This is a genomic window from Mesorhizobium sp. M0166 (assembly GCF_040322255.1).
Taxonomy (GTDB): domain Bacteria; phylum Pseudomonadota; class Alphaproteobacteria; order Rhizobiales; family Rhizobiaceae; genus Mesorhizobium.
This window is the reverse complement of the sequence record NZ_JAMYTD010000005.1, coordinates 228,077-242,121: the sequence shown is the minus strand read 5'-3', so window position 1 is coordinate 242,121 and position 14,045 is coordinate 228,077. Positions and strand designations below refer to the sequence as shown.

Here is a 14,045-nt window from a genome sequence, read left to right as displayed (position 1 = left end):
CATGAAGTTGCTTGCCATCGACTGTGCCGCCAATCTCTGCGCCGCCTGCGTCTACGACGCGGCGGCCGGGAAAGAACTCAGCCGTTCGGTGCTCGATCTCAGCAAGGGTCATGCCGAGCATCTAATGGGTGTCATCGAAGGGGCGTTGAAGGCGGCCGGAACGGAATTTACCGGCCTCGGCGCCATTGCCGTTTCCACCGGTCCGGGCTCCTTCACCGGTCTGCGCGTCGGCGTCTCGGCGGCGCGCGGCCTTGCGCTGGCGCTGAAAATCCCGGCGATCGGCGTGACGACTCTGGAAGCACTGGCGGCGCAAGCGAGAGTAACGTTTCCCGGCCGCGCCGTTCTCGCCGCACTCGATGCAGGGCGCGAGGAAATCCATGCGGCACTTTACGATGAAGCATCCGTTTTGATTTACGGTCCCTCGGTGACCACGCTTTCGCAAGCCGCCGCCATCGCGGTTGACTGCTCCGCGGTTCTTGCCGGCACTGCGACATCGCAAATTGCGGCCTCGGTCGGGCGCGCTTTTGATACAGGCCCGATCGGGGCCACCGCCGACATCGCCGTCTATGCCCGGCTGGCCGCGGCCCAAGGTGCCGGTAAAAAGGCCGAGGGCGAAAAGCCGAAGCCGCTCTATCTGCGCGGCGCCGACGCCAAGCCGCAGGCCGGCTTTGTTTTATCGAGGCAAAAAAACTGATGCGCATTCCGTTCCTCCAGCCGCGCCGCAGGGACTATGCGCTCGAGCCGCTGACGATTGCCGACAGCACGGCAATGTCGGTGCTGCATCGCGAGGATTTCGCGCGGCCGTGGACCGAGGATGAATTCGCCGCACTGCTCGAGCAGGATACGGTGTTCGGCTATGCCGCGCGCGAGACCGGACAGGGCGCCAAGCCGCCGGTCGGCTTCGTGCTGGCGCGGCTGGCGGCCGGCGAGGGGGAGATCCTGACCGTCGCGGTGGCACGCTCGCATCGGCGCCGGGGGCTCGGCTGGCAGTTGATGGATGCGGTGCTGCGTGAACTGCACGCACAGCGCGCCGAGGCACTTTTCCTCGAGGTCGACGAGACCAATGTCGCCGCGATTGCGCTCTATCGGCGGCTCGGCTTCCACGAGGTCGGCAAGCGCGCCAACTATTACAAGTCGCCGGAACACGGCCCAACCGGCGCGCTTGTCATGCGCCGCGATCTTCGCTAGCCAAACGCCGGGGTGGTGCGGATGATCGGAAAAATCAGGATTTTCCTGGCGCTGGGGCTGGTTGTCGTCGGCTCATTGGTACTTGTGCCTTTGCAGATACTGTCGATGAGGACCGGGCTCTGGCGCGAGACCTTCATCCTGAAGATCTGGCACAGGATGATCGTCAGGGCGCTGGGGCTGCGCATCCATGTCAAGGGAGCGCTGTCCGGCCAGCGCCCATTGCTGGTTGCCGCCAACCACATCTCCTGGACCGACATCATGGTGCTGGGGTCGATGGTCGACGTGACGTTCATCGCCAGGGCCGACATGGCCGGCTGGCCGCTGATCGGCATGCTGTCGAAGCTGCAGCGCACCGTCTTCATCGAGCGTGAGCGCAAACGTTCGTCGGGCGACCAGGCAAGCGAGATCGCCGCCCGCATGGCCAAGGGCGACGCCATGGTGCTGTTCGCCGAAGGCTCGACCGGCGACGGCAACATGATCCTGCCGTTCAAGAGTACGCTGTTCGGCGCCGCTACAATGGCGATTGCGGAAGGGGCGGCCGAACAGGTATTCATCCAGCCGGTGGCCATCGTCTATACGCGCCTGCATGGCGTGCCGCTCGGCCGCCGGCATCGGCCGGTTGCCGCCTGGATCGGCGATGAGGAGCTGATGCCGCACCTCAAGGTGCTCATGGCCGAGGGCGCTCTCGACGTCGAGGTGCATTTTGGCGAGGCGATCGCTTTCTCCAAGGGCTCCAGCCGCAAGGAGACGGCAAAGCAGATGGAACGCCAGGTGCGCGAGATGGTGCAGGCGGCGCTCGCCGAACCGCGCCCAAGCCGGTAGTCTGCGCAGGTTCCGGCCAGATTCGTCTGTTTTTTGTCAGGGAAAGGCGCTAGAAGCCGCGAAATGGTATTGAACACGATAGAACGCGACGACATCGGCGCTGCCGCCGAAGACCTAGTCGTTCCGGCTGCCGCAACCAGAAAGGTCTTCGTCAAGACCTATGGCTGCCAGATGAACGTCTACGATTCGCAGCGCATGACCGATGCTCTGGCGGCCGACGGTTATGCCGCGACCGACGCCATTGGCGAGGCCGATCTGGTGCTGCTCAACACCTGCCACATCCGCGAGAAAGCGGCGGAAAAGGTCTATTCCGAACTTGGGCGCATCCGTGAGTTGAAGGCGGAACGTGCCAAGGCCGGGCGCGAAATGCTGGTCGGCGTCGCCGGCTGCGTGGCGCAGGCCGAGGGTGCCGAGATCATCCGCCGCTCGCCGGCCGTCGATCTGGTCATCGGTCCGCAGACCTATCACCGGCTGCCCGGTGTGCTGGCGAGGGCGCGGAGCGGAGAAAAGATCGTCGAGACCGACTATGCCGTCGAGGACAAGTTCGAGCATCTGCCGCAGCCAAAGCGCGCCGAACTGATCAGGCGCGGCGTGACGGCGTTCTTGACCGTTCAGGAAGGCTGCGACAAGTTCTGCACCTTCTGTGTCGTGCCCTATACGCGCGGCTCGGAAGTCTCGCGGCCGGTGGCACAGATCGTCGCCGAGGCCGAGCGCCTGGCGGATGCCGGCGTGCGCGAGGTGACGCTGCTCGGCCAGAACGTCAACGCCTGGCATGGAAGAGGCGAAGACGGCGAGGAATGGGGCCTTGGCCGGCTGCTGTTCAGGCTTGCAGAGATTCCAGGTCTGGCGCGGCTGCGCTACACGACCAGCCATCCGCGCGACATGGACGATGAATTGATCGCCGCCCATCGTGATTTGCCTACGCTGATGCCCTATCTACATTTACCGGTGCAATCCGGCTCCGACCGCATACTCAAGGCGATGAACCGCAGGCATATGGCCAAGGACTATCTGACGTTGATCGACCGCATCCGTGCCGCACGGAACGACATCGCACTGTCGGGCGATTTTATCGTTGGCTTTCCCGGTGAGACGGAAGCCGATTTCGAGGCGACCATGCAGTTGGTCGAAGACGTCAACTATGCCTCGGCCTTCTCGTTCAAATACTCTCCGCGCCCTGGCACGCCGGGCGCCGAGATGAGCGACCACGTGCCGGAGGCCGTCAAGGACGAGCGCCTGCAGCGGCTGCAGGCGCTGCTTCTGAAACAGCAGCAGGATTTCGGCGCAAGCCTGGTCGGCAGGACTATCGACACGCTGATCGAAAAGCCCGGCCGCCAGGCCGGCCAGAAGGTTGGCCGCTCGCCTTGGCTGCAGCCAGTTATTGTTGATGAAAAGGCCGGCGAAATCGGTGACATTATCCAGGTACGAATCACGAAGACGGGCTACAACAGCCTGTTCGCCGAATTGGCCTGAAGGCCTCGGCAGATGAGGAGAGACGGTTGAGCGCTGCTGAAGTCAAGAACCTGCCCCAGAATCTACCCTCCGGGGCCTCGGATATGGCGCACATCGTACTGACTTTCGACAATAACAAGCTTGCCAGCGCCCTTTACGGCCAGTTCGACGAGAATCTGGCTAGGCTCGAGCAGAAGCTCGGCGTCGACATCCGCTCGCGCGGCAATCAATTGACCATCAAGGGCTCTTCTTCGGCCGCTGAGCAGGCGCGCCGTGCCTTGGACAATCTTTACGGCATTCTGCAGAAAGGCACCGATATCGGCCAGTCCGATGTCGACGGCGCGGTACGCATGGCCATCGCCTCCGACGACCAGCTGACGCTGCCGACGCTGGAGCGCAAGGGCAAGGTGTCCGCCGCCCAGATATCGACGCGCAAGAAGACCATCTATGCCCGCTCACTCAACCAGGACGCCTATATGCGCGCGCTGGAGCGGTCGGAACTCGTCTTCGGCATCGGCCCGGCCGGCACCGGAAAGACCTATCTGGCGGTGGCGCATGCGGCAATGCTGCTCGAACGCGGCATGGTCGAACGCATCGTGCTGTCGCGCCCCGCGGTCGAGGCCGGTGAACGGCTTGGCTTTCTGCCGGGTGACATGAAGGAGAAGGTCGATCCGTATCTGCGGCCGCTCTATGACGCGCTCTATGACATGATGCCGGCCGATAAGGTCGAGCGGGCGATTGCCGCCGAGGTCATCGAGATCGCGCCGCTGGCATTCATGCGCGGCCGTACGCTGGCGCACGCCGCCGTCATCCTCGACGAGGCGCAGAACACCACGCCGATGCAGATGAAGATGTTCCTGACCCGGCTCGGCGAGAACTCGCGCATGATCGTCACCGGTGATCCGACCCAGATCGATCTGCCGCCGAACACCAAGTCCGGCCTGGTCGAGGCGTTGAGAATCCTCGACGGCGTCACCGGCATGGTGACCGTACGCTTCAATGAAGGCGACGTCGTCAGGCATCCGCTGGTCGCCGAGATCGTCAAGGCCTACGACCGTGACGGCAAGCTGGCCAGGGGCTTGGGTGTCGAAAGCTGATATGATTATGCGGCCGCATGGCTGAGGAGCAAAAGGCGGGGGGACTGCTTCCCGTCGAAATCGATATCGCGATCGAGGCGGGCGACTGGCCCGACGAGGCGGCGCTGATGCAGCTTGTCGACCGTGCCGTCTCGGCCGCCTTTGCCGAAACCGGTGCGGACGGCCGTTCCGAGCTCAGCATAGTCTTTTCCGACGATGCCCATATCCGTACGCTCAATGCCGGCTGGCGCGGCAAGGACAAGCCGACCAACGTCCTGTCTTTTCCGGCTTTTCCGTTTGCCAGGGGCGGGCCTCTGCCGCCGATGCTCGGCGACATCGTGCTGGCCGCCGAGACTGTCGCGCGCGAAGCGGCACTGGAAGACAAGCCCGTCGAGGACCATATCTCCCATCTCGTCATCCATGGCCTGCTGCATTTGCTGGGCTATGATCACGAAACGGATGCCGAAGCGGAACTGATGGAAGCGACAGAGCGCGCAGCACTTGCGAGGCTTGCCATTCCCGATCCCTACACGTAATTACAAAAGACCAATTGACCGGACGATGATGAACGACAAACCAGAGACTGCCGCCCGCTCCGACGCCGGCAGTGCGATCAAGCCTTCCGAAACGACGGAAGAGGGCTCGAGTCCGAGTACCACGACCGGCAGCTTCGCCAGCGAGGCATCGCCTGCCGGTCCTTCCCTGTTCGATCGCGTGCTCGGGCTTTTCAGGCACCGCAATGGCACCAGCCTGCGCGAGGAGATTGCCGGTGCGCTTGCCGAAACGGCGAGCGATGCAGAATCCTTCTCGCCCGGCGAACGCGCCATGCTCAACAACATCCTGCGCCTGCGCGAAGTGCGCGTCGAGGACGTCATGGTGCCGCGCGCCGACATCGAGGCGGTCGAGATCACGACGAAGCTCGGCGATCTTCTGGGGCTGTTCGAGCAGTCCGGACACTCCCGCATGCCGGTCTATTCGGAGACGCTCGACGATCCGCGCGGCATGGTTCATATCCGCGACGTGCTGGCGCACATCACCAAGGTCGCCCGCGTCAGAAAGGGCAGGACGACCAGGAAAACCCCGGTTGCGACGGTTCTCGATCTCGCCCAGGTCGATCTGGCGCGCACCATCGGCGATCTCAACCTGATCCGACCGGTGCTGTTCGTGCCGCCGTCGATGCTCGCCTCCGACCTGATGGGGCGGATGCAGACGACGCGCACCCAGATGGCGCTGGTCATCGACGAATATGGCGGCACCGACGGTCTCGTCTCGCTCGAGGATATCGTCGAGATGGTGGTCGGCGATATCGAGGACGAGCATGATGAGGACGAGCCGATGATCACCCAGGCCGGCGAAGGCGTCTTCATCGTCGACGGCAAGGCCGAGATCGACGACGTCGCCAAGATGATCGGCGAGGATTTCGCCGCCGGCGAGCACGGCGAATATGTCGACACGATCGGCGGCATGATCTTCAACACGCTTGGCCGGGTGCCGGCGCGCGGCGAAGTGGTGCAGGCCATACCGGGTTTCGAGTTCCATGTGCTCGACGCCGATCCGCGTCGCGTCAAGCGCGTGCGCATCGTCGAGACCTTAAAAGGCGAGCGGCGGCGCCGCGCCGTCCGCGCCGAACAGGCTTGAAGGACGCGGCTCGCCGGATGCCGGTTGAGGACCCGTTCAAGCACTCGACCTTGGGCTCCGGCGTATTCTACCAGGATCCGCAGGCCGCATTGACCTGGCTTGAAAAGGCCTTTGGCTTCGAGCCGCGCATGGTTGTCAGCGATGCCGATGGCAGGCTCGTCCATTCCGAGATGCGGTTCGGCGATGGTTATATCATCGTCGATTCCGAATGGGCCGACCATATAGCCAGCCCGGCTTCTGTTGCAGGCAGGAACACGCAGTCGGTCTATGTGCGCCTCAAGGACGGGATAGATGCCCACTGCGATCGTGCAAGGGCAGCGGGAGCCGAGATCGTCCAGGAGCCTGCCGACCAGTTTTACGGTGAACGGCAGTACAGGGCGCGCGATCCTGAAGGCCATGTCTGGACCTTTTCCCAGACTGTCCGCTCTGTCCCACGCGAAGAGGCTGAGCGGCTGGGCGGACTGAAGATCGAAGGCTGGCATCGATAGCTATGAGCGGAGTAGGTCGCCCGGTTTGGAGCCAAGCCCGCGGCCTGATAAATCTTGCTTCCTGATTCGCACGACTCGGAAGCATTGATGGAGCGCCAGGCCGGCCGGATAATTCTGCTTTGGGGCTGGCGGCGCGCGCTGGTGGCGTTTCTTGCCGGGGCGCTGGCGGTTCTTGCCCAGGCGCCTTACGATTTCTTCGCCGTCTGCTTCGTTTCGTTCCCGCTGCTGGTGTGGCTCCTCGATGGCGCGACCAGCGAAGCCTCGGACGGTTTTCTGCGGCGCTTGCGGCCGGCTTTCGCCATCGGCTGGTGGTTCGGTTTCGGCTACTTTCTTGCCGGTCTCTGGTGGGTCGGCTCGGCGCTTCTGGTCGAGGCCGACAGCTTTGCCTGGGCTTTGCCGTTCGCGGTGGTCGGCATCCCCCTCGCGCTGGCCTTCTTTTACGGTTTCGCTGCCGTGGTTGCCCGGCTGTTGTGGAGCAACGACATTGGCCGCATCGCCGCGCTGGCCTTCGGCTTTGCGCTGGCGGAATGGCTGCGCGGCTTCCTGTTCACAGGCTTTCCGTGGAATGCCGTCGGCTATGCGGCGATGCCGGTGCCTTTGCTGATGCAGAGCGTCTCGGTGACCGGCATGGTCGGCATGAACGCGCTTGCGGTCTTCGTCTTCGCGCTGCCGGCGCTGCTTGCGGCGCGCCGGCATCTTCGCCTCGGCGCGGCATTGCTTGTCGTTCTCGTCGCCGCCCATGCCGGCTTCGGGTATATCCGGCTCGCCGCCCCCGAAAAGCCGGCTGCCCGCAGCCTCGACGTCCGTATCGTGCAGCCTGCCGTCGACCTTACGGAAAAATGGGATACCTCGGTGCGTGACCGCATCTTCGCCACCATGATGGGGCTTTCGGCCAAGGCGCCGGAACCCGGCCATGACAGGCCGCAATTGATCCTGTGGCCGGAGACGTCCGTGCCGTTTCTGTTCACCGAACGTCCGGATGCCCTGCCTGCGATCGGAGAGATGCTTGGCGATGGCCAGATGCTGGTCGCCGGCGTCGTTCGCGAGGAAGGCGGCTCGGCGGCCGGCAGCCGTTACTACAACTCTGTAGTGGCGATCGACGAGAGGGGAGAAATCGTCGATGCCGTCGACAAGGTCCACCTGGTACCCTTCGGCGAATACCTGCCTTTCGCCGATCTGCTCGGCCGCTTCGGGCTTGAGCAGCTTGTTGCCGGTCCGATGACCTTCGCGGCCGGCAATGAGCGGCACCCAATCGCGCTGCCCGGCGGTATCCGGGCGCTGCCGTTTATTTGCTATGAGGTCATCTTTCCCGATCTGGTCGCGGTTGACGCAACGGCAGCCGAGCTTATTGTGAACGTCACCAATGACGCTTGGTTCGGCGACACGCCGGGGCCGTACCAGCACTTCCGGCAGGCGCAGATCCGGGCGGTGGAGAATGGGGTACCCCTGTTGCGCGCGGCTAATAACGGCATTTCGGCCGTTGTCGACCCGCGCGGTCGCATCGTCGACGCGCTGGCAATCGATGCACGCGGCGCCATCGATGTGCGTGTGCCGATCTCCAACCAAGCCATCGTTTCCTCCAGCCAACGACGCATTAACGGAATGCTGATCATGTTTTTGCTTGCCGTTGCGGCATGCATTTTGAACGTAAGGCAAAGGCTACGGGCGAATTGACAGCCGACACATTAGAAACTCATACTGTAAGCGCCTGAAAAATTATCGAAGTCGATAGGTCGTTCTGTTGGGGCACGGGCCGCCGTCTTCGTTTGGGCAGCAAAATAGAAAAAGCCGGAAAAATTCGGCGAGGAAAAAATGACAGAAGAAAACAAGAAAAAGCCGAATCCGATCGACATCCACGTCGGAAGCCGCATCCGGCTTCGCCGCAATATGCTGGGAATGAGCCAGGAAAAACTGGGCGAAAACCTCGGCATAACGTTCCAGCAGATCCAAAAGTACGAAAAGGGCACCAATCGCGTCGGCGCCAGCCGTCTGCAGGCAATCGCCTCCATACTCGGCGTGCCCGTCGCCTTCTTCTTCGAGGATGCGCCCGGTCAGGAGTCCGTGGGCACCCGTGGATTTGCCGAGGATGCGTCGATGACCTCCGCCGTCGAATTCTGCGGCAGCCCGGAAGGGCTCCAGCTGAACCGCGCCTTCGTCAAGATCGCCGACGTGAAAGTGCGCCGCAAGATCATCGAGCTTGTGAAGTCGCTCTCCGCCGGCGAGGTCGATTGACTGGCCCGTGAAGAGTTCAAAGAGGAAGAGGTCGTCGTAGCTGGGATGTAATTTCTCGCCGCTGCGCGTATCGAGGGATGTGTATTCCGCAGATACGCTAAAGCGCGGATCGATTTCGCTCGACACACTTCCTCGAAGCCGTTTTCCTCAGTCTGTTGGTGCGAGGGCTGATCGCAGTCCGCCCTGCCGCCGTCTCGGGATGCAAAGATAATAACGTCAAAATTCATGCCAGAACGGCTGCATGGCTTGACGAGCGGCGCCCGGCACCGTTAACAACTGGCGCGCCAAAATCGGCGGCCTGCCGATATTTTTTTCAAGAGGGGACACCCGTGACGCGGCACAATTATTTCTTCACCTCGGAATCCGTTGCCGAGGGCCATCCCGACAAGGTCTGCGACCGCATCTCCGACGAGATTGTCGATCTCGTCTATCGCGAAGCCAGAAAGACCGGCATGGACCCGTGGAAGGTCCGCGTTGCCTGCGAGACGCTTGCGACGACCAATCGCGTTGTCATCGCCGGCGAGGTGCGCGTCCCCGAGACGCTGCTCAAGAAGGACAAGGAGGGCAACGTCCTGAAGGATGCGGCCGGCCATCCGATTGTCAACCCGGCCAAGTTCAAGTCGGTCGCCCGCAAGGCGATCCGCGAAATCGGTTACGAGCAGGCCGGCTTCCACTGGAAGACAGCCAAGATCGAGGTCCTGCTGCACGGCCAGTCGCCGGATATCGGCCAAGGCGTCGACAACGCCTCCGACCGGCAAGGCGAGGAGGGAGCCGGCGACCAGGGCATCATGTTTGGCTATGCCTGCCGCGAAACGCCGGACCTGATGCCGGCGCCGATCTATTACAGCCACAAGATCCTCGAATTGCTGGCGGCTGCGCGCCATGAAGGCAGCGGTGATGCCGGCAGGCTCGGGCCGGATGCCAAGAGCCAGGTCACCGTCCGTTATGTCGACGGTAAAGCCGCGGAAGTGACGCAGATCGTGCTGTCGACCCAGCATCTCGATGAGACGTGGGATTCGAAGAAGGTGCGCAACGTCGTCGAGCCCTATATTCGCGAAGCACTGGGCGACCTGAAGATCGCCGACAATTGCAACTGGTACATCAACCCGACCGGCAAGTTCGTCATCGGCGGGCCCGACGGCGACGCCGGCCTGACCGGCCGCAAGATCATCGTCGACACCTATGGTGGGGCTGCGCCCCATGGCGGCGGCGCCTTCTCCGGCAAGGACACCACCAAGGTCGACCGCTCGGCGGCCTATGCGGCGCGCTATCTCGCCAAGAACGTGGTTGCCGCAAAGCTCGCCGATCGCTGCACCATCCAGCTTTCCTATGCAATCGGTGTTGCCCAGCCGCTGTCGATCTATGTCGATCTGCACGGCACCGGCAAGGTCGACGAGGCAAAGCTCGAGCGTGCGCTGCGCACCGTGATGGACCTGTCGCCGTCCGGCATCCGCCGCCACCTCGATCTCAACAAGCCGATCTATGCCAAGACGTCGTCCTACGGCCATTTTGGCCGCAAGGCCGGCCGCGACGGATCCTTCTCCTGGGAGAAGACCGATCTCGCCAAGGCGCTCAAGGACGCTCTCGCCGAACCGGTCGCCGAAGCAGTCGCCGCCTAACCGCGGCGCCTATGGACCCGAAGGACCGGCCGAGCCGTGCGACCGAGGCATTTTTCGGTCGCCGGCGCGGCAAGACCATTCGACCGCAGCAGGCGGCGGCACTGGAGAGCGGCTTCGCCGTTTACAGGCTCGATCTGACGGTCGAGCCGCCGGCCGATCTGCGCAGCCTTTTCGAAGCCGAAGTTTCGGCTGTCCAGCTCGAAATCGGTTTTGGCGGCGGCGAACATCTTCTGCACCGTGCCACGGCCAGCCAGGCGACCGGCTTTATCGGCGTCGAGCCCTTCGTCAACGGCATGGCCAAGATGATGATGGCGGTCCGGGAGCGGCCGCTTGCCAATCTGCGTGTCTATGACGACGACGCCACACGCCTGCTGGACTGGCTGCCGCAGGCTTCCCTTGATGGCATTGATCTTCTCTATCCGGATCCATGGCCGAAGAAGAAGCACTGGAAGCGGCGCTTCGTCAGCCCGGTCAATCTCGACCGCTTCGCGCGCGTCCTGAAGCACGGCGGAAAGTTCCACTTTGCGTCCGACATCGACAACTATGTGAACTGGACGCTCCTGCATTGCCGGGCGCACGGCGCCTTCACGTGGCAGGCAAGCGAAGCAGCCGACTGGCATCGGCCCTATGATGGCTGGCCGGGGACGCGCTATGAGGCCAAAGCCATTCGCGAAGGCCGACGGCCCGCCTATCTCACCTTCGTGCGGAAATAAACGGGAAATCCGAGCTGGGCACAAGGCGAGCGGGCCGAAGGCCCTCGGCGCTCACCTGGCTCAGAAGCGACGGATCTTGTCGAAGGCTGCCGGGCCCATGCCGAGATTGCGCAAATCATGCGCACGCGGCTTGCGACCGCTTTCCACAGCCCGCGACGCTGCTACGGCGCTGCCGAACACGCTAAAGACATTGCCTATGGCTGAAAAAAATCGACGATCGTTCATGATGGTACCCTTTCGAGCGCAGCGAGCGCTCCAATTGTGCAATGCAACATAGATAGTCGTGCGTGGCCGGTGCTCAAAGGGGGATCACTGCATGGGCGCCATGCATTTGGCGCAGCGCTGCGGACTCGGAGCCTTGCCGTCATGCAGGACGGGCTTGAAACGAGGACCATGATCGTCTATATCAGCTTCAAATTCTTGGTCGGTATGACGAAGAGTGGGTCCACCCGGTCCCGCTCTTTTTTATTACCTGCCGACCAAACAGGAATCGAGCGACAGAGACCGAATGACAATGACGTCAAGCGAAGGCGACGACCGCATCATCCGCGAAAGCGGCATCGATGCGCGCATCGCGCTGATCGTTCAGCCGGTACTGCGCGCCATTGGCTTCCGCTTGGTACGTGTGCACCTGTCGGGCCAGAACGGGCTGACGCTGCAGATCATGGCCGAGCGCGAGGACGGCACCATGACGGTCGAGGATTGTGAAGAGGTCAGCCGGGCGGTGTCGCCGGCTCTCGATGTCGATGATCCGATTGAGAAGGCTTATCATCTCGAAGTATCGTCGCCGGGCATCGACCGGCCGCTGGTCCGCAAATCGGACTTTGCAGCCTGGACCGGCCATCTGGTGAAGATGGAAACGTCGGTTCTCGTCGCCGACCGCAAGCGCTTCAAGGGCAAGATTGCCGAAAGCGACGCGGACGGTGTGCTGATCGAGCGTGACAAGGCCGCTTACGGCGAGGAGCCGACGGTGCGCGTTCCCTACGATGCGATTGCCGAAGCGCGGCTGGTCCTGACCGACGATCTTATCCGCGATGCGCTTTCGAAGGACAATCGGGCGCGCAAGGAAGCCAGGAAACGCCGCGGCGAACCCGAAGACGCACCAGAGGGTGCGGAAGACGAAACCGAACAGGAAATGTGATTGGGCTGCCGGCCGTAAGGTCGGCAACAAGCTCGGGAGAAGAAGATGGTTGTAAGCGCCAACAGGCTTGAACTGCTGCAGATCGCCGATGCGGTCGCGCGTGAAAAGTCGATCGACAAGTCGATCGTCATCGCCGCCATGGCCGATGCGATCCAGAAGGCCGCGCGCTCGCGCTACGGCCAGGAAACCAATATCCGCGCCGACATCAACGCCAACACCGGCGAGATGAAGCTGCAGCGGCTGATGGAAGTGGTCGAGAAGGTCGATGACTACGCGACGCAGATTGCCATTTCCTCGGCGCGCGAGCGCAATCCGGACGCCCAGCTCGGCGATTTCATCGCCGAACAGCTGCCGCCGATGGATTTCGGTCGCATCGCCGCCCAATCGGCCAAGCAGGTCATCGTGCAGAAGGTGCGCGAGGCCGAGCGGGACCGGCAATATGACGAATACAAGGACCGTATCGGCGAGATCGTCAACGGTACCGTCAAGCGCGTCGAATACGGCAACGTCATCGTCGATCTCGGCCGTGGCGAAGCGATCATCCGCCGCGACGAGCTGATCCCGCGCGAGAACTACAAATATGGCGATCGCGTCCGCGCCTATGTCTATGACGTGCGCCGCGAACAGCGCGGCCCGCAGATCTTCCTGTCGCGCACCCATCCGCAGTTCATGGCGAAGTTGTTCACCATGGAAGTGCCGGAAATCTACGACGGCATCATCGAGATCAAGTCGGTCGCCCGCGATCCGGGTTCGCGCGCCAAGATCGCTGTCATCTCGCGCGACAGCTCCATCGATCCGGTCGGCGCCTGCGTCGGCATGCGCGGCAGCCGCGTCCAGGCGGTCGTCGGTGAATTGCAGGGCGAGAAGATCGACATCATTCCGTGGTCGCCTTCGGCGGCGTCCTTCATCGTCAATGCGTTGCAGCCGGCGGAAGTCGCCAAGGTCGTGCTCGATGAGGATGCCGAGCGCATCGAGGTCGTCGTCCCCGACGATCAGCTGTCGCTGGCCATCGGCCGCCGTGGCCAAAACGTCCGTCTTGCCTCGCAGCTCACCGGCTGGGACATCGACATCCTGACCGAGCAGGAAGAGAGCGAACGCCGCCAGAAGGAATTCGTCGAACGGTCGTCGCTGTTCATGGAAGCCCTCGACGTCGACGAGATGGTCGGCCAAGTGCTCGCTTCCGAAGGCTTCACCAGCGTCGAGGAGGTCGCGTATGTCGACTCCGGTGAAATCGCGTCGATCGACGGCTTCGACGAGGACACGGCTTCGGAAATCCAGACCCGCGCCCGCGAATATCTGGAAAAGATCGAAGCCGAGCATGACGAGAAGCGCAAGGCGCTCGGCGTCAAGGACGAATTGCGCGAGATTCCCGGCATCACCACCGCCATGATGGTGACGCTCGGCGAGGACGGCGTGAAGACGATCGAGGATTTCGCCGGCTACGCCGCCGACGACCTGACCGGTTGGAAGGAACGCAAGGACGGCGAGACGAAGGTATTCCCGGGTGTGCTCGCCAACCACGGCGTGTCGCGCGCCGATGCCGAGCAAATGGTCTTGGCCGCTCGCCTGAAGGCTGGCTGGATCACCGAAGACGAGCTTGCCGCCGAGGGCGCGCCGGCTGACGAAACCGTCGGTGCGTGAGGTGAAACCGCATCGCACCGAACCCGCCCTTGGAC

Annotated in this window: 15 protein-coding genes; 14 read left to right on the top strand and 1 reads right to left on the bottom strand. The window is 62.9% G+C overall.

The features are described 5' to 3' along the window. Position 1 precedes the first annotated feature (1 nt). The 12 genes from tsaB (at position 2) to trmB (ending at position 11,228) form a co-directional block, all read left to right on the top strand. Positions 2 to 694, top strand: coding sequence for a tRNA (adenosine(37)-N6)-threonylcarbamoyltransferase complex dimerization subunit type 1 TsaB (gene tsaB, locus NKJ46_RS09435; protein ID WP_352664293.1), 693 nt, complete (start codon positions 2 to 4; stop codon positions 692 to 694). Beyond that, complete coding sequence (gene rimI, locus NKJ46_RS09430) at positions 694 to 1,188, top strand: ribosomal protein S18-alanine N-acetyltransferase (RefSeq protein ID WP_352664291.1); 495 nt, start codon at positions 694 to 696, stop codon at positions 1,186 to 1,188. Before tsaB ends, rimI begins: the two co-directional genes overlap by 1 nt. Positions 1,189 to 1,209: 21 nt before the next feature. Then, entirely contained in the window at positions 1,210 to 2,010 is an 801-nt protein-coding gene (olsA, locus tag NKJ46_RS09425; RefSeq protein WP_352664289.1) for a lyso-ornithine lipid O-acyltransferase, read from the top strand. A 63-nt stretch (positions 2,011 to 2,073) separates the two neighbouring features. Next, positions 2,074 to 3,483 carry a tRNA (N6-isopentenyl adenosine(37)-C2)-methylthiotransferase MiaB gene (miaB, locus tag NKJ46_RS09420; protein ID WP_352664287.1) on the top strand — a complete coding sequence of 470 codons (1,410 nt, stop codon included), beginning with the start codon at positions 2,074 to 2,076 and terminating at the stop codon, positions 3,481 to 3,483. 83 nt (positions 3,484 to 3,566) lie between these two features. After that, entirely contained in the window at positions 3,567 to 4,559 is a 993-nt protein-coding gene (locus tag NKJ46_RS09415) for a PhoH family protein (protein WP_473556448.1), read from the top strand. 17 nt (positions 4,560 to 4,576) lie between these two features. Then, positions 4,577 to 5,074 (top strand): rRNA maturation RNase YbeY, encoded by a 498-nt coding sequence (gene ybeY, locus NKJ46_RS09410; protein ID WP_352664285.1) that lies wholly within the window; start codon positions 4,577 to 4,579, stop codon positions 5,072 to 5,074. 28 nt (positions 5,075 to 5,102) lie between these two features. Then, positions 5,103 to 6,176, top strand: coding sequence for a hemolysin family protein (locus tag NKJ46_RS09405; RefSeq protein WP_352664283.1), 1,074 nt, complete (start codon positions 5,103 to 5,105; stop codon positions 6,174 to 6,176). A gap of 17 nt (positions 6,177 to 6,193) precedes the next feature. Next, complete coding sequence (locus NKJ46_RS09400) at positions 6,194 to 6,664, top strand: VOC family protein (protein WP_352664281.1); 471 nt, start codon at positions 6,194 to 6,196, stop codon at positions 6,662 to 6,664. Positions 6,665 to 6,751: 87 nt separating this feature from the next. After that, positions 6,752 to 8,338, top strand: coding sequence for an apolipoprotein N-acyltransferase (gene lnt / locus NKJ46_RS09395; RefSeq protein ID WP_352664279.1), 1,587 nt, complete (start codon positions 6,752 to 6,754; stop codon positions 8,336 to 8,338). 138 nt (positions 8,339 to 8,476) lie between these two features. Further along, positions 8,477 to 8,896 carry a helix-turn-helix domain-containing protein gene (locus NKJ46_RS09390; RefSeq protein WP_352664277.1) on the top strand — a complete coding sequence of 140 codons (420 nt, stop codon included), beginning with the start codon at positions 8,477 to 8,479 and terminating at the stop codon, positions 8,894 to 8,896. A gap of 329 nt (positions 8,897 to 9,225) precedes the next feature. Then, positions 9,226 to 10,515 (top strand): methionine adenosyltransferase, encoded by a 1,290-nt coding sequence (gene metK / locus NKJ46_RS09385; protein WP_023719567.1) that lies wholly within the window; start codon positions 9,226 to 9,228, stop codon positions 10,513 to 10,515. Positions 10,516 to 10,526: 11 nt separating this feature from the next. Further along, the gene (gene trmB, locus NKJ46_RS09380; RefSeq protein ID WP_352664275.1) at positions 10,527 to 11,228 is read left to right on the top strand and encodes a tRNA (guanine(46)-N(7))-methyltransferase TrmB; all 702 of its coding nucleotides are present in this window, start codon (positions 10,527 to 10,529) and stop codon (positions 11,226 to 11,228) included. A 60-nt stretch (positions 11,229 to 11,288) separates the two neighbouring features. Here the strand turns inward: trmB and NKJ46_RS09375 are convergent, their stop codons facing one another. Beyond that, positions 11,289 to 11,453: a hypothetical protein gene (locus NKJ46_RS09375; protein WP_352664273.1), complete on the bottom strand. Its 165-nt coding sequence runs from the start codon at positions 11,451 to 11,453 to the stop codon at positions 11,289 to 11,291. Positions 11,454 to 11,736: 283 nt separating this feature from the next. Between NKJ46_RS09375 and rimP the strand changes: the two genes are divergently transcribed. Together rimP and nusA are read left to right on the top strand one after the other, a co-directional pair. Beyond that, positions 11,737 to 12,369 (top strand): ribosome maturation factor RimP, encoded by a 633-nt coding sequence (gene rimP, locus NKJ46_RS09370; protein WP_352488160.1) that lies wholly within the window; start codon positions 11,737 to 11,739, stop codon positions 12,367 to 12,369. Between the two features lie 45 nt (positions 12,370 to 12,414). Continuing rightward, positions 12,415 to 14,010 carry a transcription termination factor NusA gene (nusA, locus tag NKJ46_RS09365; RefSeq protein WP_352566252.1) on the top strand — a complete coding sequence of 532 codons (1,596 nt, stop codon included), beginning with the start codon at positions 12,415 to 12,417 and terminating at the stop codon, positions 14,008 to 14,010. Positions 14,011 to 14,045 lie beyond the last annotated feature (35 nt).

Excerpts from the sequence above, each read along its gene's own strand:
- rimI (WP_352664291.1), top strand. The coding sequence starts at position 694 with ATGCGCATTCCGTTCCTCCAGCCGCGCCGCAGGGACTATGCGCTCGAG.
- rimP (WP_352488160.1), top strand. The coding sequence starts at position 11,737 with ATGACAATGACGTCAAGCGAAGGCGACGACCGCATCATCCGCGAAAGC.
- tsaB (WP_352664293.1), top strand. The coding sequence starts at position 2 with ATGAAGTTGCTTGCCATCGACTGTGCCGCCAATCTCTGCGCCGCCTGC.
- miaB (WP_352664287.1), top strand. The coding sequence starts at position 2,074 with ATGGTATTGAACACGATAGAACGCGACGACATCGGCGCTGCCGCCGAA.
- NKJ46_RS09390 (WP_352664277.1), top strand. The coding sequence starts at position 8,477 with ATGACAGAAGAAAACAAGAAAAAGCCGAATCCGATCGACATCCACGTC.
- ybeY (WP_352664285.1), top strand. The coding sequence starts at position 4,577 with ATGGCTGAGGAGCAAAAGGCGGGGGGACTGCTTCCCGTCGAAATCGAT.
- lnt (WP_352664279.1), top strand. The coding sequence starts at position 6,752 with ATGGAGCGCCAGGCCGGCCGGATAATTCTGCTTTGGGGCTGGCGGCGC.
- NKJ46_RS09415 (WP_473556448.1), top strand. The coding sequence starts at position 3,567 with ATGGCGCACATCGTACTGACTTTCGACAATAACAAGCTTGCCAGCGCC.
- NKJ46_RS09405 (WP_352664283.1), top strand. The coding sequence starts at position 5,103 with ATGAACGACAAACCAGAGACTGCCGCCCGCTCCGACGCCGGCAGTGCG.
- trmB (WP_352664275.1), top strand. The coding sequence starts at position 10,527 with ATGGACCCGAAGGACCGGCCGAGCCGTGCGACCGAGGCATTTTTCGGT.
- NKJ46_RS09400 (WP_352664281.1), top strand. The coding sequence starts at position 6,194 with ATGCCGGTTGAGGACCCGTTCAAGCACTCGACCTTGGGCTCCGGCGTA.
- NKJ46_RS09375 (WP_352664273.1), bottom strand. The coding sequence starts at position 11,453 with ATGAACGATCGTCGATTTTTTTCAGCCATAGGCAATGTCTTTAGCGTG.
- nusA (WP_352566252.1), top strand. The coding sequence starts at position 12,415 with ATGGTTGTAAGCGCCAACAGGCTTGAACTGCTGCAGATCGCCGATGCG.
- olsA (WP_352664289.1), top strand. The coding sequence starts at position 1,210 with ATGATCGGAAAAATCAGGATTTTCCTGGCGCTGGGGCTGGTTGTCGTC.